Source organism: Blastococcus sp. CT_GayMR19 (assembly GCF_004570385.1).
Taxonomy (GTDB): Bacteria; Actinomycetota; Actinomycetes; order Mycobacteriales; family Geodermatophilaceae; genus Blastococcus_B.
Genome location: NZ_SPQL01000003.1, coordinates 44,827 through 63,787, shown reverse-complemented (window position 1 = coordinate 63,787; position 18,961 = coordinate 44,827). Strand labels below are relative to the sequence as shown.

Genomic DNA, 18,961 nt, shown 5'->3' with positions numbered 1-18,961 from the left:
GTGGGCGGCTCGGCTCGCCGCCGCGGGACGCCAGGTCAGACCGCGACGACCTCGTAGCGGTGCCCGGCGGCCCGGAGCCGCTCGACCAGGACGTCGCCCAGCGCCGTCGCCGGGGTGAGCGAGCCGGCGCGGTCGGGCAGCCGGTCGCCGTCCACGGCCAGCGCCAGCGCGCTCTCCCCCAGCATGACGGCGGTCGCGGCGTACCCGGGGTCCCCCTCGCCGGCGGCGGTCGCGCGGTAGCGCCGGCCGTCCTCGGTGGTGGCGTCGACGACCATCCGGAACCAGCCCTTCTGGCGGACCTCCTCGCTCGGACCGCTGCCCGGCGCGGGGAGCACGCGGTCGAGCAGTGCGCGGGTCGGCGCGAAGCTCATGGCGGCCAGTGTCCCGACCAGTCCGGCGGTGACCCCCGCCGCGGTGAGCGCACCGAGCGGGCCGCGGCCGACTCCCATGACCTCGCCGTAGCTCAGGCCCCGACCGTAGGCCCACCCCTGCAGGGCGTTGCTCCGCCGGACGATGCGGGTGTTGAAGGGCGCCATCACGAACGGCGCCGTCCACCGCCCGTCCGGCGTCTGCGCCGGCGGGCCTGCGTCACGCGGCTGCCGGGTGTCGGGCTCGGCGTCGCGGTCCGGGCTCAGCGCGAACGGGTCCCCCGCGACGCGGCGCAGCGACGGGTCCTCCTGCAGCGCCTCCAGCTGGGCACGCATCGAGTCGATCGTGCCGCCGCTGAAGCCCCCGCGCAGCAAGGCCACGAGACGGACGTCGCCCAGCCCGCCCGCGCCGTCGGCCGCCGCCCGGGCAGCGAGCAGCATGGTGCTGAGATCCGAGGGGATGGAGTCGTAGCCGCAGGCATGGACGATGCGGGCCCCGGTGGCGCGCGCGACGGCGTCGGTGCGCGCGATCGCGTCGCGGACGAACAGGACCTCCCCGGTGAGGTCGGCGTAGTGCGTGCCGGCCGCTGCGCACGCCTCGACCAGCGGCAGGCCGTACCGCGCGTAGGGACCGACCGTGGTGACCACGACGCTGGTCCGCGCCGCCAGCGCGGCCATCGAGGCCGGGTCGGACGCGTCGGCCTCGAGCACCGCCCAGTCCCGGGCGGCCGCCGGCAGCCCGCTGCGCACCTCCTCGCAGCGCGTCCGGGAGCGTCCGGCGAGGGCGATCCGGAGGTCGGGTGGGGCGTGCTCGGCCAGGTACGCGGCCAGCAGCCGCCCGACGAAGCCGGTCGCCCCGAAGACGACGAGGTCGTGGGTGCGTGGGCTCGCTGCCATGCGGCCATCCTCGCCTGCCGTCCCCGACGAGCCCTCCGCCGGTGCCGGCGCCGGCCGTCCCCGGCGGCTGACACCATGGCCCGGTGCTGCTCGCCGACGTCGTCACCGCCTCCGCCGCGGTCGCCGCCACGAGATCACGCACGGCGAAGGCCACGGCGATCGCGGAGCTGCTGCGGCGCGCGGGCGCGGACGAGGTCGGCCCGGTCACCGCGTGGCTCGCGGGCGAGGTGCGCCAGGGCCGGATCGGCGTCGGCTGGCGCAGTCTGTCCCGCCTGGCGGGCCGGCCCGCGGACGCTCCGTCGCTGACCGTGGCCGCCGTCGACCGGGCCCTGACCGAGCTGGCCGCCACCACCGGGCCCGGCTCGGCGGCCCGGCGCGACGCGGCCGTCACCGGCCTGCTGTCGGCCACGACCGCCGACGAGCAGCAGTTCCTCGTCCGGCTGCTCACCGGCGAGCTCCGCCAGGGTGCGCTCGAGGGCGTCGTCCTGGAGGCGGTCGCCACGGCCGCCGAGGTGCCCGCCGCGAACGTCCGCCGCGCGTTCATGCTCTCCGGGCGCCTCCCGGAGACGGCGGCCCTCGCGCTGACCGGTGGCGTCGAGGCGCTCGATGGGGTGCGCCTGGAGGTCGGCCGCCCGGTGCGGCCGATGCTCGCCAGCCCCGGCTCCTCACTGGATGCCGCGCTCACCGACCTCGGCACCGACGTGACCGTGGAGTTCAAGCTCGACGGTGCCCGCATCCAGGTCCACCGCGACGGCGACGTCGTCCGCGTGTGGACACGCACGCTGCGTGAGGTGACCGACGGGGTGCCCGAGCTCGTCGACCGGGTGCGGGCGCTGCCGTGCGAGACCGCCGTCCTGGACGGCGAGACCCTCGCCCTGGACGACGACGGCCGGCCGCGCGCGTTCCAGGACACGATGAGCCGCTTCGGCAGCGACGCGACAGAGGAGGGCGTCCTGCTCAGCCCGTTCTTCTTCGACCTGCTGCACCTGGACGGCCGCGACCTCCTGGACGAGCCCCTGTCCGTCCGCCTCGACGCGCTCGCCGGGCTGCTGGCCGGCGACGAGCACGCCGCGCTCCGGATGCCCGGGGTCCGCTCCCCCGCTCCCGAGCAGGCGGCCGTGGTGCTGGACGACGCGCTGACGGCCGGGCACGAGGGCGTGGTCGTCAAGGCGCTCGACGCCGCCTACGCCGCGGGCCGCCGCGGGAAGTCCTGGCAGAAGGTCAAACCCGTGCACACCCTCGACCTCGTCGTCCTCGGCGCGGAATGGGGGTACGGACGGCGCTCCGGCAAGCTGTCGAACATCCACCTGGGCGCCCGCGACCCCGACGGCGGCGAGCCGGTGATGGTGGGCAAGACGTTCAAGGGGATGACCGACCAGCTCCTGGACTGGCAGACGCGGACCTTTCCGGAGCTCGCCCGGGAGCAGCCGGACTGGGGAGTGCTGCTGCGCCCGGAGCTGGTCGTGGAGATCGCCGTGGACGGCGCGCAGCGCAGCCCCCGCTACCCCGGCGGCCTCGCCCTGCGGTTCGCCCGGGTGTTGCGGTACCGGCCGGACAAGAACCCGGCCGAGGCCGACACGATCGATGCCGTCCGGGTGCTGCTCGCCGGTTCGTGAGTCCTCGGCCGGCCGCGCTCCGGCGCGTGTTACCCGGCCGTCCTCCTTCCGGGCACGCGACGCCCCGCTGCGGTTCACGTGCCGCGCAGAGGCTGGGCCGGTACGGATGGCCCGACCCGCAGGAGGACCCGATGACCGCACCCACCAAGGCCAGCAACTCCACCAGCGCGACAACCCCGGCCCGGCCGGCGAACGGCGAGCAGCCCGGCCCCGGCACGGGGAGGCCGGGCTCGGGGACCACTCTCGAGGAGCTGGCCCGTGCCCAGGAGGAGCTGACGCACGAGATCCGTCAGCTGGTCGCCCGTCAGGCGCTGGACTCCGCGACCGACGACGACCGCCGGGAGCGCGCCGGTTCCCTGGTCACCGTCGCCCGGGCGGACCTGCTCGAGCAGCTGCGCGAGCAGGAGCAGGAGCAGGCCCGCCGACAGCTCGAGCGGGCGACGCGGAGCGGCGAGGAAGCGGTCGCCGGCGTCGTCCGCAGCGTCACGATGGTCGTCCGCACGCTCGTGCCCACGGCACTGGTGCGGCCCGAGGACCTGATCGAGGCCGCCTACTCGGTCGCCGATCAGGGCTTGCGGGTCAGCCGTCGGCTCGCGCTCGGCGTCAGCTCCGGCGTCCGGAGCCTGGCCACGGCGGTGTGACCGCCGGCCGGCGGGCCGGGACCTGGTCCCGGCCCGCCGCCCCGTGCCCGGAGGCGTGCCCCGGGTCAGCGGAGCCAGCGGTGCACCGACTTGCGCCCCGCCGCCTTCCACGCCGTGTCGAAGTGCTCCTGAGAGAGCGCCGCATGCGCCTCCTCGAGCGCGTGCAGCCGCCCGTAGAGGAAGGCGGCGGCGGGGCTGGAGGTGTGCAGCGCGAGCTGCTGGAGACGCTCGCGGGTGAGGACCGAGTCCTGGTACTCCCCCAGCGCCTCCTGCACGCCCTCCATCGCCTCGGCGAACGCGAGGGCGTCCTTGCCGAAGACGACGCTCACCGACTCCCCGGCGTACCGCGCCCGCTTGGCGGCCTTGCGGGCATCGTGCAGCAGCTCCTCGCGCTCGACCCCGGCCGGCTTCGTGGCGGCCTCCTCCACCAGGTCGCGCACCTGTGCGTAGCTCCGTGCGACCAGTCCCGGCAGGACCTTGCGCGTGGCGACGGCGGCCCGCTCGGTCAGCGGCGGGGAGGTGAGCAGCGCGTCGAGGGCCAGGAGCAGATCGTGGTACCGGTCGCCGTCCAGCTCGGCCAGCACCCGGCCGTGCGCGGCGCGGTAGGCCCCGTCCAGCTCGGCGGCCGCCACCTCGGCGACCGGGCCCAGGGCGGCGGCGTCGCTCTCCGCCTGCACGGCGGCGCTCACCCGGTCGCGCATGACCTCCGCGTCCCGCGCGGCCCCGAGCTCACCGGCCAGCCACTTCAGCTCGCTGCGCAGCGGGCGGGCGACGTCCGGGGCGAACAGCGGCTTGAACGTCGTGAGGGCGCTGCGGAGCCGGCGGGTGGCGACCCGCATCTTGTGCACGGCGTCGGGGGCGTCGAGGCGGACCGGCAGGTCCTGCGTCCGGATCTGCTCCACCTGCTCGCGCACGTGGGCGAGCACCGTCTCGCCTCCTGCCGACTTCGCCGTCAGCTTCCGGGCCCCGGCCGGCTCCTGCTGCCGCTGGACGTCGAGCACCTGGGCCAGCTTCGAGGCGGACGGGGCCTCCTCCAGACCGCGTTCGCGCAGCCGGGCGTCGACGGCCGCGAGGAGTGCCTCGTCGCCGGCGGCCAGCTCGACCTCGATCTCCCGCCACGACGTGGTCGCCCCGGCGGCATCCCCCAGGCCGTCGGTGGGGAGCAGCCGGCGCGCCGTGACCCGGTCGTCGGCGAGCTCGGCGAGCACGTGGCCGGTCACGTCGACGAGTCGCCGCACCGTCCGGTCGGTCAGGATCTCGGCGACCGGCCGCAAGGTGGCCCCCAGGCTGCGGGCCCACACCATCTGCCGCAGCGGCGCCGGCACCGTTCGTGCCCCCCGACCCAGCGGCAGCCGCACCTCGGACCGGGCGCCCTTGCCGGCAGGAACCTTGAGGTGCCAGCCGGCGTCGTCGCCACCGGTGCGCCGCCGCAGGGTCAGTCCGGCGTTCGCCAGGCGCAGGTCGGCGGTGTCGAAGTACGTCGCGCTCAGCGTGTGCCGGACCGGCTCGCCCTCGGCGACCGGAGCGACCGCTGTGGCTCGACGATCGTCGGTCGCGGCCGCCAGCTCCAGCAGCGGCGGCAGCTCGAAACCGTCGTCGGCGGCGTACTTCTTCTCGACTTCCCGATGAACGGTCGGCATCCGCCAGTTCTACGCCGCTGGGGACCCACCGGCATGTCCTCCGCACGTGCCCCGGCAGCGGCGTCCACCAGGACGGCAGGCGCCCGGACTCAGCGCTCCGGGAGCCAGCGGGCGAGCCAGTCGACCGAGGCGACGACGACCTGCTCGAGCGCGCCCTCCTCCGGGAACAGGTGCGTCGCGCCGGGGACGACGGAGACGGCGTGGGGCGGGGCGAGCTGCGCGGCCGCGGTGCGGTTGAGCTCCAGCACCGCGGCGTCGGCTCCGCCCACGATCAGCAACGTCGGTGCCCCCACGCGACCCAGCGCGTCGCCGGCCAGGTCGGGACGGCCACTTCGCGAGATGACCGCGGCGATCTGGTCCGGACGGTCGGCAGCGAGGATCAGGGCGGCGGCCGCACCGACGCTGGCACCGAACGCGGCGAGCGGCAGGTGGCCCGCCGCTTCCGTCCCGCGGAGCCAGTCGGCCGCGTCGGTGAGCCGGGCGGCGAGCAGCGCGATGTCGAACCGCAGCGCCCTGGTTCCGGCGTCGATCCGCTCCTCGGCCTCGGTGAGCAGGTCCACCAGCAGCGTCCCGTACCCGGCGTCGTGCAGCCCGGACGCCACCTGCCGGTTGCGCGGACTGTGCCGGCCGCTGCCGCTCCCGTGGGCGAACAGGACCATCCCTCGAGCGCCCGCCGGGACGGCGAGATCACCGGCCAGCAGGACGCCGGAGGCCTCGACGCGCACCGGGCGGTGCGCGGGGTGCACGTGCGACCCGGACCGGTCAGTGGACGTTGTCGCCGGTTCCCATCGCCTCGTCGACGGCCGTCTCCCCCTGGGTGCGGACCGCGCCGTGCTGTGCGGCGTCGGGCTCTCGTCGGGTTCCCGGCGGCTCGTCGTCGCTGCCGGACCGCACCGGAACGTTCGGCTGTTCGCTCATCGCGCCCCTCCTCGTAGCCGTACTCCCCCATGCTGCTCTTCCGGCGCACATCTGTGGGCGGTGATCATCGAGTTGTTGCCGCTGACACGCGCGGGCTCGCCGTGGGGGGCGGCAAGAAGGCGATGATCAACCCGGGGGGCAGGCGCAGACTGGCTCGGGGAACGATTCGGACATCGGGAGTGACGATGATGACGGTGGTGACCACGACCAGGCTCCGACCGGTCGGCGCGCAGGAATGGGACGCGGCGATGCGGGAGCGATTCGACTCCGCGCGGGGCCGCCCCGGCTGGATCTCCGGCCAGCTGCTCACCCCGGAGGACGAGCCGGACGCGCGGACCATCGTCGGCACCTGGCGGAGCCGGGAGGACTGGGCGGCGTGGCACGACGACCCCGCGTTCCTCGAGCAGCGGGCGACGCTGGAGCGGCTCGAGGCGGAGCCCAACCGCACGCAGTGGTTCGAGGTCGTCGCGGACGCGCGCGCCGACACCTGAGCGGCCCGCACGCCGGGATGCGGCGTACGGCGGTCCCCCCGCCGGAGGACGCCGCCGGGGAGCCGATCTCGACGCGTTAGACCGCCGCCACCTGCGGGGCGACCTCGGTGCCGAGCAGCTCGATGCCCCGGAGCAGATCGCCGTGGGCCAGGCGCGGGTTGGTCATCTGCAGCGCGACCCGCTCCACGCCGCCGAGTTGCTCGGAGACCCGGACCAGCTTCCGCGCCACGGTGTCGGGGTCGCCCATGAAGAAGGCGCCGTCCGGTCCGCTGGTGGCGTCGAACTGGGCGCGTGTCGGCCGCGCGAATCCCCGCTCCCGCGAGACCTTGGTGAACATCTCGTGCCAGCCGGGGTAGATCGTGTCGGACGCCGCCTGGGTGCTCTCCGCGACGAACCCGAACACGTGCAGCCCCACCCGCAGCTGCTCGGGCGGGTGCCCCGCCTGCGCGCCGGCCCTGCGGTAGAGGTCGATCAGGGGGGCGAACTGCCGCGGCTCCCCGCCGATGATCGCCACCATGAGCGGCAGACCGAGCAGCCCGGCCCGGGCGAACGACTCCGGCGTCCCCCCGACGCCGATCCAGATCGGCAACGGGTCCTGCAGCGGCCGCGGGTAGACGCCCTGACCGGTCAGCGCGGGCCGGTGCCGCCCCGACCAGGTGACGCGCTCGGAGCTCCGGATGCGCAGGAGCAGGTCGAGCTTCTCCTCGAACAGCGAGTCGTAGTCGGCGAGGCTCAGACCGAACAGCGGGAACGCCTCGGTGAACGAGCCGCGCCCGACCACCAGGTCGATGCGTCCCTTCGAGATGAGGTCCAGGGTGGCGAACTGCTGGAACACCCGGACCGGGTCGGCGGCGCTGAGGACGGCCACCGCGCTGCCGAGGCGGATCCGGGACGTGCGCGCCGCCGCGGCCGCCAGGATCACGGGCGGCGCCGAGTCGTAGTACTCCTCCCGGTGGTGCTCCCCGATGCCGAAGGAGTAGAGCCCCACCCGGTCCGCGAGCTCGATCTCCTCGAGCAGGTCGGCCATCCGCTCCTCCGGCCCGATGAGCCGCTCGGTGGCGGGGTCGGTCACGGCCGAGACGAAACTGTCGACGCCGAGGTGCATGGCCGTCCTTCCGTGGGGGCTCACTGACTGTCAAACGTTCAACGACCAGTCAACCAGGCCGCGGCAGAAGCCGTTCCCGTCAGGCTGTCGCAGTGCTTCGCTCGATCGACGGACGCGTTCCCCGGCACAGGCAGGAGCCCCGATGGCCGTTTCGCTCAACCACACCATCGTCGCCGCCCGCGACAAGCGGGCGTCGGCCGCCTTCCTCGCCGACGTCCTCGGGCTGGCGGCACCCACGACCTACGGCCCGTTCGCCATCGTGGAACTCGCCAACGGCGTCTCGCTGGACTTCCTGGACGACCCCGAGATCCATCCGCGGCACTACGCGTTCCTGGTCACCGAGGAGGAGTTCGACGAGATCTTCGGGCGCATCCGTGCGCGCGGGCTGGACTTCTGGGCCGATCCCTTCGAACGGTCCCCGGGCGAGATCAACACGAACGACGGCGGCCGGGGCGTCTACTGGAACGACCCGAACGGGCACAAGCTCGAGATCATCACCCGCCCGTACGGCGGATGAGCCCCACGGGCGGCCTGCGTAGCCTGCCGCTCATGACCTCCGACGCGGCGAACACCCGATGGGCCGCTGCCCGGTCCGAGCGCGGACGGTCCTTCGGGGCCGTCGCCGCCGACTACGCCGCCTGGCGCCCGGGATACCCGTCCGAGCTCGTGGCCTTCCTGGCCGGCGGCGAGCACGGGCACACGGTGCGCCGGCGCATTCTCGACCTCGGGGCCGGCACCGGACAGCTCAGCGAATCCCTGCTCGCCGCGGGCCACGACGTGGTCGCCGCCGATCCGTCGGCCGACATGCTGGCCCAGCTCACCGCCCGGCTGCCCGGCGTCCCCACGCTCGTGGCGCGGGCCGAGGACCTGCCGCTGCCGGACGACGACGTCGACGCCGTCGTGGCCGCGCAGGCCGCGCACTGGTTCGACCCCGTGGCCGCGGCCCGGGAGTTCCGCCGGGTGCTGCGGCCCGGCGGTGCGGTGGGGTTCGTCTGGCACATGCGGAAGGACAGCGCCCCCTGGGCCGCGGCGCTCGATCAGCTGCTCGCCGCTGACGCCCGGGACCAGCAGGGCGACCGCCCCGAGGGCAACCAGGCCGTGGTCGACGCCTTCGCCGCCCAGCTCGACGCCGAGGTGACCATCCGCACCGTCCGCTGGGTGCACCGCGTGCCGCCCGAGGCCGTGGTCGGCCGGGTCGCCAGCAGCAGCCGGATCGCCCTCCTGGACGACGCCGGGCGCGACGCCTACCTGGGACAGGTGCGCGAGCTCCTCGCCACCCATGCCGACACGCGGGGGCGCGACGAGCTCGACGTGTCCTACCTGACCAGCGCCTACCGGCTCACCCCGCGCTGACCGGCCCCTGACGCCCACTCCGGACGGGGACCGGGCTCAGGACAGCTCGGCCAGGGCGATCGCTCCGGTGGGGCAGCTGTGCGCCGCCCGCTGCAGCTGCGCCGGGTCGGTCGAGGCCCCGCCCGGGAGGACGCGCGCCAGCCCGGTCTCCTCGTCGACCTCGAAGGCCGTGGGGGCCACGGTCGCGCAGTCGCCCGACCCCACGCACCGGTTCGCGTCGACCGTCGCCACGGTCCGCCCGTCCCTCAGCGGATCCCTGCCCGCGTCGGTTCGGCGCCGGCCCCGGGGAAGACGACCGGGAAGCGCAGCCACCGCGAGCCCCTCGACGTCCGGAGGTCGCGCTCCGGAGCCTGCTCCGGGTCGGGGCGCACCCCGCGCGCGACGACCTCCTGGACCATCAGCGCGATCAGCCCGTAGAGGTGTTCCTCGCCGACTCCGTCCCGCAGTGCCGCCCCGCTGAGCGGCAGCCCACCCGCGACGCTGCGCCCGATGCAGATGTGCGGGCCGGCACCGAACGAATGGCCCCAGAGGACGACGTCGTCGCTGATCCAGCGGTCGGGGTCGAAGGTGTCGGGGTCGGCCCCGAAGAGGTCGGGGTCCCGATTGGCCGCCCGGGCGTCCAGCGCGACCGTGGCGCCGCACGGGATGGGGACGCCCCCCACCTCGGCGTCCTCCTCCGCGAAACGCTTGATCTCCGGGGTGGTCGGGATCAGCCGCAGGGTCTCGTGCACGCACTTCTGGGCATCGAGCCGGCTCGCCGCCACCCGGTCGAGCCACTCCGTGCGGGGACCGGCACCGTCGAGGCCGAAGAGGAAGTAGAGGACGTTGCAGACGGTCTGCGCGCTGGTGTGGCTGCCGCCGTGCAGGAAGAGACCGACCTCCCGCACGAGCAGGGCGTGGTCGGCGAACGTGTCGTCACCTTCGCGCAGGCGCCGGAGAGCCGCCGTCAGCAGGTCGGTGGGCACGTCGTCCGTCCCCCCGGCTTCCGCGGCGTCGAGCAGGGCCTCCCGCCGGCGGCGGGACGGCGTGACGTAGTCCCGGTCGAACGCGGCGAGCGAGGCGATCGTCTCGGCCTGCACCCGGTCCCGGTCGCCGACGATGTCGTGGATCGCCGCGGCCTGCGCGATCTGCTTCACGTGCTCGAAGAGGTCGGCGAGCTGCTCGGGGCTGCCGTCGTGGTCCACGCCGGCCCGACGCGCGGCGAGCACCACGCTCGCCGAACCGGCGAGGGAGAAGAGGTCGACCCGGCCGGTCGCCTCCCGGTCCAGCACCTCGGCGAGCGCCTTCGGGAAGAGCACCTGCTCGTACTCGAGGAGCGACTGCCGCCGGAACAGCGCGTTCTCCAGCCGGCGGCGCTCCCGGTGCTCGTTCCCGTGCAGCAGGCTGAGGATCCCGGCCCGCGGGTTGCCCTCCTCGAACGACCGCTTGTCGAGCGTCCGTGACAGCGCCGGCTGGTACAGAGCCTTGCGGACCGCTTCGTACTCGTCGAACGGAATGGCGTCCTGCGACATGGTCGGTGCTCCTCGTGCTCGCTCCGAGGTAAAGGTATGACCATTGTGCCTTACGTCACGCCCGTTCGGCGAGCCCGGCCCACACCGCTTCGGCCGGCAGCGGCAGCTGCTGCAGGCGGACGCCGACCGCACGCGCCACCGCGTTGCCGATGGCCGGCGCGACGCCGAGGTTGCCGAACTCACCGACCGGCTTGGCGCCGAAGGGCCCCGGGCCCGGCGTGTCCCCCACGTTGATCACCGTCAGGGGCGGCATGTCCGGCGCCGTGGGCAGCTTGTAGTCCCCCAGGCTGCCCGCCAGCACCTGGCCGTCCTCCACCGGGAGCTCCTCCATGAGAGCCGCTCCGAGGCCGAAGGCGAACCCGCCCTCCAGCTGCCCGCGATGCGAGAGCGGGTTGATCACCGTTCCGGTGTCGGCCGCGAGAGCCGCCCGCACGACGGTGATCTGCCCGGTCAGTTCGTCGACCTCGACCTCCACGGCGACCGCACCGAAGGTGTCGCTGGCCTCACCGCGTGGCGCCTCGGCTTCACGGGTCACCTCCACCGGGAACTCCACAGCACAGGCCGGCACAGCGCCGGCCGGGACAGCGCCGGCCAGGACGTCGCCGGCCAGGACGTCGCGCATGTCGAGCGCAGCCAGCCGCGCCGCCTCACCGAGCACCCGGGTCACCCGGCTGGCGCCGGCGCCCTGGTCGAACATGGCGACGGCCGTGGGTTGCTGCACCACCTCGACGCACGACTCGTCGACGCCCAGTGCCGTCGCGGCGACCCGCGCGATCATCGTGACCGTCCCGGCCCCCTGGTCGGCCGCCCCGGTGACGATCTCGAAGCGGTCGGGGGCCAGTGCACGGAGCACGACCCCGCCGCGTCCGGCGCCGCCCTTGCGCCGGTAGACCGCGATCCCGGTTCCCCGGCCTCGGGTCGGCTGCGTCGCCCAGTCGACCCCCTCGGCCGCCCGCGACAGCACCTCCCCCGCGGCGGACTGCGCGCCGGTCCCGTCCGGCGCGGGAGAGCCCGGCCGGAGCAGGTTCCGCCTCCGCAGCTCCACCGGGTCGAGCCCCAGCTCGCCGGCGATCAGGTCGACGTGGGTCTCACCGGCGAAGACGGCCTGGACCTCGCCGGGCGCCCGCATGTGCCCGCCGGGCACGGAGTTGGTGTAGACCGTCCGCAACCGGTGGCGGGTCGCGGCGATGGAGTAGGCGGACATGGTGTCCAGACCGCCGTGCGGCACGAGGTCCGGCGCGGCCTTCCCGGCGGCGTAGGCGCCCCCGTCGAAGACGACGTCCGCGGAATGGGCGAGGAAGATGCCGTCGCTGCTCACCGCGGTGCGCAGCGTGAGCTCCGCCGCGTGGCGCGGTCCGGCACCGCTGAGCTCCTCGACGTAGGACATCACCGAACGGACCGGCCGTCCGGTGGCCCGGGCCAGGTAGAAGGCGACGAACTCGTCGAGGGAGAAGCCCTTGCCGCCGAAGTCACCCCCGATGAACCGGTTGTAGACGACGATCTGCTCGGCCGGGTGCCCGGTGGCCGTGGCCAGGTGCGCCCGCAGGGTGAACGGCGCCTTGTTCGTCGAGATGACGTGGCAGGTGTCGCCCTCGAACCACACGACGGCGCCGTGCGGCTCGATGTAGCCCTGGTGCTGCCGCGGGGTGCGGAAGGTGTGCTCGAACACCCGGTCGGCCGCGGCGAACGCGGACGCCATCTCCTCCTCGGAGCGGCCGGCGACGAGGTCGCCCTGCAGGTTCAGGTGCTCGGGCAGCTCCCGGCCATCGCCCCGCATGGTGAGGTAGCCGGCGGCCTCGGGGTGGAGGACCGGCGCATCGGCGGTCAGCGCCTCGCGCGGGTCGTACACCGCCGGGATGTCCTCGTACTCGACGTCGATCAGGCGGACGGCCTCCTCGGCGGCCTCCCGCGTCTCGGCCGCGACGGCGGCGACGCGCTGCCCGATGAACCGGACCCGGTCGGTGGCGAGCACCGGGAGGTCACGCAGGAACCGGCCGAAGCGGACGTCCCCGATGTCGGCGCCGGTGAGGACGGCGTGCACCCCGGGCAGGTCTCTCGCGCCAGAAGTGTCCACACCGCGGATCAGTGCGTGCGCGTGCGGACTGCTGAGGCAGGCGACGTGCAGCAGGCCGGGCGGGTAGTGGTCACCGGTGTACTTCGCCGAACCGGTCACCTTGAGGTGGCCCTCGTGGCGGACCTCGGGCCGGCTGAACGGCAACTGGACGGTCACGCCGCTCCCTCCGCTACCAGTCGCTGCAGGAGCCGCTGGGTGCAGACCCTGGCCATGTCGCGCTTGTATCCGCTCGACCCGCGTCCGTCTGCGACGGGATCGAGCAGCCCGGGGACGATGTCCGCCGCCGCGGTCAGCGTGGCGTCGTCCGTCCCGTTGCCGACGAGAGCGGTCTCGGCCGCGCGGCATCGCACGGCGGTCGACCCACCACCGGCGACGGCGATGCGGGCGTGGGTGATCCGACCGTCGCGCACCTGGAGGCCGGCCGCGACGGCGATCGTCGAGTAGTCGTCCTGGGTGCGGGGCAGGAACTTGAGATAGCCGCTGCGCAGGCCGGGAGCGCACGGGGGGACGGAGACGGAGTCCAGGATCTCGTCCGGCTCCAGGACGGACTCGAAGAAGCCGACGAACATGTCCGCGACCGGCACCGTCCGCACGCCGTCCGGCCCGGTGATCCGCGCAACCGCGTCGTAGACCATGAGCATGGGCGGCAGGTCCTGGTTGGGGTCGGCGTGCACCAGGTTGCCGCCCACCGTGGCCTGGTTCCGGATCCGGACCGTGGCCACGTGGTGCGCCGCCTCGGCCAGGCCGGGAGCCAGCGCGCGCACGGACTCCGACGTCTCGACGGCCCGGAGCGTGGTCATGGCGCCGAGCCTCAGACCCTGGACCGGGTCCCCGTCGAGCCCGTGGAGCTCGTCGACGTCCCGCAGTGCGATGACGTGCGCGGGCTCGGCGAGCCCGAGCTTCGCCAGGTTCATCAGCGACGTGCCCCCGGCGAGCAGGGCCGCCTCGTCGCCGAGCTCGGCCATCAGCGCGGACGTCTCCCCGACCGTCGTGGGCCGGTGGTAGTCGAACAGGCGCATCAGGCCGGTTCCTCGCGCCCGGCCGCTGCCGCTTCCAGGACGGCCGAGACGATCGAGTAGTAGCCGGTGCAGCGGCAGAGGTTGCCCATCATCCAGTCGCGCACCTGCTCGGGGCTGGGTGCCGGGCACTCGGCGAGCAGCGCCGTGGCGGCGACCACCTGGCCCGGCGTGCAGATGCCGCACTGGAAGCCGCCGCAGGTGAGGAAGGCCTGCTGGACCGCCGACAGCCGGCCGTCCTCGTCCGCCAGCCCCTCCACGGTGGTGACCGCGCGCCCCTCCAGCTCCCCGACCGGGATCAGGCAGGCGGACATGAGCTGGCCGTCGATCAGGACGCTGCAGGCGCCGCAGACACCGACGCTGCAGCCCTCCTTGGTGCCGGTCAGCCCGAGGTCTTCACGCAGGACGTCCAGGATCGGTCGGGCCGGCGCCGTGACGACGTCCCGCTCGAGCCCGTTCACGGTGAAGGTGATCCGCTTCCCGCTGTCCGGCACCAGCGCCTCACGCCCATTCCTCCGTCGCCGCGCAGGATCGGCCCCCGCCCGTCGTGTGTCCACGGAGCCTAAGCCTGATCATCACGGCGCTCCTGCGGACCGGCTCGAGGACGACGCGGGCGCCACGGAACACTCGGTGGATGCCGACCCGACGATGCCCGTGTGGCACCGGCCTGCCGTACGGCGAGTGCTGCGGCCCGCTCCACGACGGGACGCGGACCGCGGCGACCGCCGAGCAGCTCATGCGGTCCCGGTACAGCGCGTTCGCGCTGGGCGACACGGGCTACCTGCTCGACACCTGGCACCCGGACACCCGTCCGGCGGCGCTGGACCCCGGCCGCGACGTGCGCTGGACCGGACTGGACGTGCTAGCGACCACCGGTGGATCGCTGCTGGATCGCGAAGGAACAGTGGAGTTCCGCGCGCACCACGTCGTCGCGGGCCGCGTCGGCGCCCAGCACGAGACCAGCCGGTTCGTACGCGACGGCGGCCGGTGGCGCTACCTCGACGGGGTCACGCCGGCCTGACCGCGGATCCCGCCGGACGGCCTGTCAGGCGGCCCTGCCCTACGTCATCCGTTGCGGCGAGTGGCCACCACGACGGACTCGACGAGGGCGGCGCCGCGGGCACGCGCCCAGCGGTCCATGCGCGAGTCGGCCGGCACAGCGACCTGCTCGGACTTGTCATCCGCGGCCTGGCGACGGAAGCTCAGCGAGAAACTCATTTGATTTACCTTTCCTGCGCCGACTGATTCGACGCATTACGACACTTGTTATAACCCGCGACAACCCGGAACGCTGCCAGCCCGCGTAGTGACAGTGCTCACCGTGACCGCGGTCACCGACAATGGTCCGTCTTCCATTCCGACTGCGATCCGCGTGACCCCGAGGACCCTCGTCACCGTGGCGACAGCGCGCCGTCCTGCGCCGGAACCGGCCGACGCGCCCCGGCGGCTGGGTTTTCCCAGTTCTCCGACTGCACCCGCAGGCCGGTCACCCGAATGGCGGGCGCTCCCCTTGTGGCGACAGCCGAAATCCCCTGAGAGCGCTTTTTGGACGCGAGACCATAATTGCGGCGGCCGTGTGCGACAGAGTTTCGAACGGGTCGCGATCGGGAACCGGGTGAACGCGGCAGGGGTGACCGTTCGTCAGGCTCGCGTCGGGACGGACAGCGGCGGACCGCCGGCGCTCAGTGCCCGGACTTCCGTCCGGAGAGCCGCGTCATCTCCTCGATCATGACCTCGGGGTACTGCAGGGGCAGGAAGTGCGTCCCGAGGATCTCGCGGAACCGCGCCCCCGGGATGCTGAGGGCCGCCTTCCGCACATCGGCGACGTCGACCAGCGAATCGAAGCGACCCGCCAGGAAGGTGACCGGGCAGCGCACCCCCGAGACGTCGAGCGGAGCGTGCTCCGCCAGTGCGACCGACAGGTGCCGGTACCACGACCAGTCGTGCCGGGCGAACTCCCGCAGGACCGCCCCCAGCGCGCCGGGGTGCACGGCCTCCCTCGCCGGTCCCCGCGTCGCGGCGGGTGACAGGATCTCGTGCCACGGCGGCACGCTGGCCAGCAGCACCGGGAGCAACGGGCCGACGACCGGGAGCAGCCGGGTGCCCAGGCGGCCCAGGCGGGCCCGGAGCGGGCGGGGAACCCTGTAGGTCGCGAACAGGGACGAGTAGCTGCCGCCGGGCACGCCGCCCACGGCCAGGACCCCGTCGACGCGCGCTGCGTCCTCGAGGGCCAGCTCGAATGCCACGTTCACGCCCAGGGACCACCCGACGACCGTGGCCGTCTCCAGTCCGAACGCGTCGAGGACGGCGCGGGCGTCGTCTACGTGGTCCTCGACCCGCACCCGGGCCGGGTCGGCCGGGCGGTCCGAGCCGCCCAGGCCGCGGTGGGACCAGGTGACGACGCGGTAGCCGCTGTCCCGGGCGACGAGCCCCGGCCAGGCCTCGGGAGGCGCGCCCAGCCCGTTGCAGAGGAGCACCGGGATGCCGGTGCCGTCGTTGCACCACGCCCGGATCTCGGTGCCGTCGGCGCTGCGGACGCGTCTGGTGCTCACCGGGGAAGCATGGACCCCGGGCCGGTCGGCGGGCGCCCCGGCTCCCGGCGACGCTCGTCGACGTCGCCAGGGCCCCGCCCGGTCGGACTCACCGGCGGCCCCCGTCCCCCGGGGCGGAGGGCCGTGGTGCCGCCGGGCCCGGGGCGGGAACCTCAGCGGCGAAACCGCCCCCGAGGAAGCCCGCCGTCACCCGCGGGTCGGACATGAGCGTCGCCGGCTCGCCCTCCAGGACGACCCGGCCGCGATCCATGACGTAGGCGCGGTCGGCGACGGCGAACGCGGCGCGGGCGTTCTGCTCGACGACCACCAGGGTCAGTCCGCCGTCCCGCAGCCGGCCCAGGGCACTGAAGATCTCGCCGACCAGACGGGGGGCCAGACCGACGCTCGGCTCGTCGAGCACCAGCACCCGCGGCTGGGCCATGAGTCCGCGGGCGATCGCCAGCATCTGCTGCTCGCCCCCGGACAGCGTCCCCGCCGCCTGCCGCATCCGCGGCTCGAGCCGGGGGAACAGGGCGAGCGCGCGGTCCCGGGCCCGGCTGCGCTCGGCCGCAGGCCCCCGCCGCCGGGTGTAGCCGCCCAGCACGAGGTTGTCGTCGACGCTCAGCGACGGGAAGACCAGCCGGTTCTCCGGCACGTGGGCGAGCCCGGCGCGGGCCAGCCGCTCGGGTCCGAGCCCGGTCACGTCGGCGTCGCCGAGCCGCACGGTGCCGGCGGTGGCGGTCAGCAGTCCCGACAGGGCGCGGAGCAGCGTCGTCTTGCCGGCGCCGTTGGCGCCGATGACCGCGACCAGCTCGCCGTCGGCAGCGTCGAGGTCGATGCCGTGCAGCACGGGCAGCCGGCCGTAGCCGGCGTGCAGCCCGCGGACCTCGAGGCTCACGGGAGACCTGCCGGTCCGGAGTCGGCCACCGCGACGGCGTCGGCGTCCTCCGGCTCCACGCCGAGGTAGGCCGCCACCACGGCCGGATCGTGCCGGACCTCGTCCGGCGTGCCCAGCGCGATACGGACGCCGTCCTCGAGCACGGCCACACGGTCGGCGAGGGCGAGGACGGCCTCGACGTCGTGCTCGACCAGCACGATGGCCATCCCGCCCGCCCGCAGCCGCCGCAGCAGCCGGGCCAGGTCGCGCCGCTCGGCACCCGAGAGGCCGGCCATCGGCTCGTCGAGCAGCAGCAGGTCGGGTTCCAGGGCCAGCGCCCGGGCGATCTCGACCAGCCGCTGCCGGCCGAACGGCAGGTCGACGGCGAGCCGGTCGGCGTCCGCCCCGAGTCCGAGGAGCTCGAGCAGCTCGCGCGCCGAGGCCTCGACCGCCCGCTCCTCCCGCCGGGCCGGCAGCACGAGGGCGGCGCCCAGCAGCCCGGACGTGCTGCGCAGGTGCCGGCCGACCATCACGTTGCCCAGCACCGTGGCGGTGGTGAAGATCTGCAGGTTCTGGAACGTGCGGGTCGCGCCGGCGCGGGCGAAGACGTGCGGCTTGCGGCCCTCCACCCGGGTGCCGGCCATCGTCACCGTTCCCGCGGTCGGGACCACGGGGCCGCTGATCATGTTGAAGGCGGTGGTCTTGCCCGCGCCGTTGGGGCCGATCAGGGCCACGATCTCGCCTGCGTCCACGGTGAGGTCGAAGCCGTCGACGGCGGTCACCCCACCGAATCGCTTGGTGAGGCCGCGCACCTCCAGCAGCGGAGTGCCGGGGGCGGGCCTGCCCTCCCGTGCCAGCAGCGGCCCCTCGTCGGGCGGCGCCTTCGCCTCCGCGCCGGAAGGACCGTCGCCGGGCCCGGCGCGGGCGGCCAGTCGCCGGCGGACCGTCGTCCAGAGCTGGTGCAGGCCACCCGGCAGGAAGATCATGATGGCGGTGAGGAGGATCCCGAAGCCGATCAGCTGCACCTCCCCCACCGCGCCCGGCACGAGCTCCGGGATCAGCCGGCGCAGCCCGTCGTCCAGACCCTCGACGGCGAAGGCGCCGACGACCGCGCCGTAGACGGTGCCCACTCCGCCGAGGACGGCCATCAGCAGGAACTTCACCGAGAGCGGGAAGTTCGACGCGTTGGGGTTGACCACCCCGAGCCAGTGCGCGAACGCCGTGCCCGCGACGCTGGCGTAGGCCGCCGAGAGCACGAAGACCTGCACCCGGAGCCGGAAGGTGTCCACGCCGAGGGACTCCGCGGCCACCTCCGAGTCGTTGACCGCCCCCAGCGCCCGGCCGATCCGGCTCTCCACGACGTTGCGCGCCAGCAGGAGGCCGATCAGCACCACCGGGACGAGCAGCAGGAAGTACTCGGTCGAGCTGTTGTAGAGCCGGTTGTTCATCTCCGGCTTCGCGATGCCGTAGATGCCGGAGGTGGCGCCCAGGAAGTCCGACTCCGACGCCAGCACCGCCACGATGACGCCGAAGCCGAGGGTGGCCAGCGCGAGGTAGTGCCCCCGCAGCCGCAGCAGGGGCAGGCCCACCAGCAGCGCCGCCGTCATGGTCACCGCGACCGCGATCACGGACGCGGCCAGCCCGCCGAAGTCGTAGCGGGTGACCAGCACCCCCTGGGTGTAGGCGCCGATGGCGAAGAAGCCGGCCTGCCCGAGGCTGACCTGCCCGGCCAGACCCATCAGGAGCGACAGGCCGAGCGCGGCCAGGCCGTAGATCAGCGCGTAGACGCCGACGTTGATGACGCTGGGCGTGGCGACGAGGGGGAAGACGACCAGGAGGACCGCCAGCAGGGCGATGCCCACGACGTCGCCGCGCCGGCTGCGGCGGGAGGGTCCGGTCAGGAGAAGTCGTCGACGGGCCATC

The 18,961-nt window shown here is 74.4% G+C and carries 20 protein-coding genes; 6 read left to right on the top strand and 14 right to left on the bottom strand.

Going from position 1 to position 18,961, the window contains the following annotated elements; translation table 11 throughout:
• Positions 1–35: 35 nt before the first annotated feature.
• Complete coding sequence (locus tag E4P39_RS05375) at positions 36–1,265, bottom strand: saccharopine dehydrogenase NADP-binding domain-containing protein (RefSeq protein ID WP_135135372.1); 1,230 nt, start codon at positions 1,263–1,265, stop codon at positions 36–38.
• A gap of 83 nt (positions 1,266–1,348) precedes the next feature.
• Here E4P39_RS05375 and E4P39_RS05370 point away from each other — a divergent pair, with 83 nt between their 5' ends.
• Together E4P39_RS05370 and E4P39_RS05365 are read left to right on the top strand one after the other, a co-directional pair.
• Positions 1,349–2,881: an ATP-dependent DNA ligase gene (locus E4P39_RS05370; RefSeq protein ID WP_135135371.1), complete on the top strand. Its 1,533-nt coding sequence runs from the start codon at positions 1,349–1,351 to the stop codon at positions 2,879–2,881.
• A gap of 131 nt (positions 2,882–3,012) precedes the next feature.
• The gene (locus E4P39_RS05365; RefSeq protein WP_135135370.1) at positions 3,013–3,522 is read left to right on the top strand and encodes a hypothetical protein; all 510 of its coding nucleotides are present in this window, start codon (positions 3,013–3,015) and stop codon (positions 3,520–3,522) included.
• A gap of 65 nt (positions 3,523–3,587) precedes the next feature.
• Here E4P39_RS05365 and E4P39_RS05360 read toward each other — a convergent pair whose 3' ends face one another.
• The 3 genes from E4P39_RS05360 to E4P39_RS22185 form a co-directional block, all read right to left on the bottom strand.
• Entirely contained in the window at positions 3,588–5,162 is a 1,575-nt protein-coding gene (locus E4P39_RS05360) for a CYTH and CHAD domain-containing protein (protein WP_135135369.1), read from the bottom strand.
• Positions 5,163–5,251: 89 nt separating this feature from the next.
• Positions 5,252–5,887, bottom strand: a complete 636-nt coding sequence (locus E4P39_RS05355; RefSeq protein ID WP_245159652.1) for an alpha/beta family hydrolase — start codon at positions 5,885–5,887, stop codon at positions 5,252–5,254.
• Positions 5,888–5,924: 37 nt separating this feature from the next.
• Positions 5,925–6,080 carry a hypothetical protein gene (locus tag E4P39_RS22185; protein WP_167761623.1) on the bottom strand — a complete coding sequence of 52 codons (156 nt, stop codon included), beginning with the start codon at positions 6,078–6,080 and terminating at the stop codon, positions 5,925–5,927.
• Positions 6,081–6,277: 197 nt separating this feature from the next.
• Between E4P39_RS22185 and E4P39_RS05350 the strand changes: the two genes are divergently transcribed.
• The gene (locus tag E4P39_RS05350) at positions 6,278–6,571 is read left to right on the top strand and encodes an antibiotic biosynthesis monooxygenase (protein ID WP_209306358.1); all 294 of its coding nucleotides are present in this window, start codon (positions 6,278–6,280) and stop codon (positions 6,569–6,571) included.
• A 76-nt stretch (positions 6,572–6,647) separates the two neighbouring features.
• Here the strand turns inward: E4P39_RS05350 and E4P39_RS05345 are convergent, their stop codons facing one another.
• Positions 6,648–7,676 carry an LLM class flavin-dependent oxidoreductase gene (locus E4P39_RS05345; RefSeq protein ID WP_135135368.1) on the bottom strand — a complete coding sequence of 343 codons (1,029 nt, stop codon included), beginning with the start codon at positions 7,674–7,676 and terminating at the stop codon, positions 6,648–6,650.
• Positions 7,677–7,818: 142 nt separating this feature from the next.
• Here E4P39_RS05345 and E4P39_RS05340 point away from each other — a divergent pair, with 142 nt between their 5' ends.
• Positions 7,819–8,193, top strand: a complete 375-nt coding sequence (locus E4P39_RS05340) for a VOC family protein (protein ID WP_135135367.1) — start codon at positions 7,819–7,821, stop codon at positions 8,191–8,193.
• Between the two features lie 32 nt (positions 8,194–8,225).
• On the top strand, positions 8,226–9,029 hold the full coding sequence (locus E4P39_RS05335; RefSeq protein WP_135135366.1) for a class I SAM-dependent methyltransferase: 804 nt from the start codon (positions 8,226–8,228) through the stop codon (positions 9,027–9,029).
• 36 nt (positions 9,030–9,065) lie between these two features.
• Here E4P39_RS05335 and E4P39_RS05330 read toward each other — a convergent pair whose 3' ends face one another.
• The 5 genes from E4P39_RS05330 to E4P39_RS05310 are packed head-to-tail and all read right to left on the bottom strand — an operon-like array spanning position 9,066 to position 14,124.
• Positions 9,066–9,260 carry a ferredoxin gene (locus tag E4P39_RS05330; protein ID WP_135135365.1) on the bottom strand — a complete coding sequence of 65 codons (195 nt, stop codon included), beginning with the start codon at positions 9,258–9,260 and terminating at the stop codon, positions 9,066–9,068.
• A gap of 14 nt (positions 9,261–9,274) precedes the next feature.
• A complete protein-coding gene (locus tag E4P39_RS05325) occupies positions 9,275–10,540 on the bottom strand; it encodes a cytochrome P450 (protein WP_135135364.1) in 1,266 nt (421 codons plus the stop codon).
• Between the two features lie 55 nt (positions 10,541–10,595).
• Positions 10,596–12,770, bottom strand: coding sequence for a xanthine dehydrogenase family protein molybdopterin-binding subunit (locus E4P39_RS05320; RefSeq protein ID WP_167761621.1), 2,175 nt, complete (start codon positions 12,768–12,770; stop codon positions 10,596–10,598).
• On the bottom strand, positions 12,767–13,633 hold the full coding sequence (locus tag E4P39_RS05315; RefSeq protein WP_135135362.1) for a xanthine dehydrogenase family protein subunit M: 867 nt from the start codon (positions 13,631–13,633) through the stop codon (positions 12,767–12,769). Before E4P39_RS05315 ends, E4P39_RS05320 begins: the two co-directional genes overlap by 4 nt.
• Positions 13,633–14,124, bottom strand: coding sequence for a (2Fe-2S)-binding protein (locus E4P39_RS05310; protein WP_245159651.1), 492 nt, complete (start codon positions 14,122–14,124; stop codon positions 13,633–13,635). Before E4P39_RS05310 ends, E4P39_RS05315 begins: the two co-directional genes overlap by 1 nt.
• A 140-nt stretch (positions 14,125–14,264) precedes the next feature.
• On the opposite strand from E4P39_RS05310, the gene E4P39_RS05305 reads away from it, so the two are divergent.
• On the top strand, positions 14,265–14,651 hold the full coding sequence (locus tag E4P39_RS05305; protein ID WP_135135361.1) for a YchJ family protein: 387 nt from the start codon (positions 14,265–14,267) through the stop codon (positions 14,649–14,651).
• Positions 14,652–14,695: 44 nt separating this feature from the next.
• On the opposite strand, the gene E4P39_RS22180 is transcribed toward E4P39_RS05305, so the two are convergent.
• The 4 genes from E4P39_RS22180 to E4P39_RS05290 form a co-directional block, all read right to left on the bottom strand.
• The gene (locus tag E4P39_RS22180) at positions 14,696–14,848 is read right to left on the bottom strand and encodes a hypothetical protein (protein ID WP_167761619.1); all 153 of its coding nucleotides are present in this window, start codon (positions 14,846–14,848) and stop codon (positions 14,696–14,698) included.
• A 464-nt stretch (positions 14,849–15,312) separates the two neighbouring features.
• Positions 15,313–16,182, bottom strand: a complete 870-nt coding sequence (locus E4P39_RS05300; RefSeq protein ID WP_135135360.1) for an alpha/beta hydrolase — start codon at positions 16,180–16,182, stop codon at positions 15,313–15,315.
• Positions 16,183–16,270: 88 nt separating this feature from the next.
• Positions 16,271–17,059: an ABC transporter ATP-binding protein gene (locus tag E4P39_RS05295; RefSeq protein ID WP_135135359.1), complete on the bottom strand. Its 789-nt coding sequence runs from the start codon at positions 17,057–17,059 to the stop codon at positions 16,271–16,273.
• Positions 17,056–18,960 (bottom strand): ATP-binding cassette domain-containing protein, encoded by a 1,905-nt coding sequence (locus E4P39_RS05290; RefSeq protein ID WP_135135358.1) that lies wholly within the window; start codon positions 18,958–18,960, stop codon positions 17,056–17,058. The genes E4P39_RS05295 and E4P39_RS05290 overlap by 4 nt, the downstream gene beginning before the upstream one ends.
• Position 18,961: the final 1 nt, after the last annotated feature.

Excerpts from the sequence above, each read along its gene's own strand:
- E4P39_RS05375 (WP_135135372.1), bottom strand. The coding sequence starts at position 1,265 with ATGGCAGCGAGCCCACGCACCCACGACCTCGTCGTCTTCGGGGCGACC.
- E4P39_RS05365 (WP_135135370.1), top strand. The coding sequence starts at position 3,013 with ATGACCGCACCCACCAAGGCCAGCAACTCCACCAGCGCGACAACCCCG.
- E4P39_RS05360 (WP_135135369.1), bottom strand. The coding sequence starts at position 5,162 with ATGCCGACCGTTCATCGGGAAGTCGAGAAGAAGTACGCCGCCGACGAC.
- E4P39_RS22185 (WP_167761623.1), bottom strand. The coding sequence starts at position 6,080 with ATGAGCGAACAGCCGAACGTTCCGGTGCGGTCCGGCAGCGACGACGAG.
- E4P39_RS05345 (WP_135135368.1), bottom strand. The coding sequence starts at position 7,676 with ATGCACCTCGGCGTCGACAGTTTCGTCTCGGCCGTGACCGACCCCGCC.
- E4P39_RS05340 (WP_135135367.1), top strand. The coding sequence starts at position 7,819 with ATGGCCGTTTCGCTCAACCACACCATCGTCGCCGCCCGCGACAAGCGG.
- E4P39_RS05335 (WP_135135366.1), top strand. The coding sequence starts at position 8,226 with ATGACCTCCGACGCGGCGAACACCCGATGGGCCGCTGCCCGGTCCGAG.
- E4P39_RS05325 (WP_135135364.1), bottom strand. The coding sequence starts at position 10,540 with ATGTCGCAGGACGCCATTCCGTTCGACGAGTACGAAGCGGTCCGCAAG.
- E4P39_RS05315 (WP_135135362.1), bottom strand. The coding sequence starts at position 13,633 with ATGCGCCTGTTCGACTACCACCGGCCCACGACGGTCGGGGAGACGTCC.
- E4P39_RS05305 (WP_135135361.1), top strand. The coding sequence starts at position 14,265 with ATGCCGACCCGACGATGCCCGTGTGGCACCGGCCTGCCGTACGGCGAG.
- E4P39_RS22180 (WP_167761619.1), bottom strand. The coding sequence starts at position 14,848 with ATGAGTTTCTCGCTGAGCTTCCGTCGCCAGGCCGCGGATGACAAGTCC.
- E4P39_RS05290 (WP_135135358.1), bottom strand. The coding sequence starts at position 18,960 with ATGGCCCGTCGACGACTTCTCCTGACCGGACCCTCCCGCCGCAGCCGG.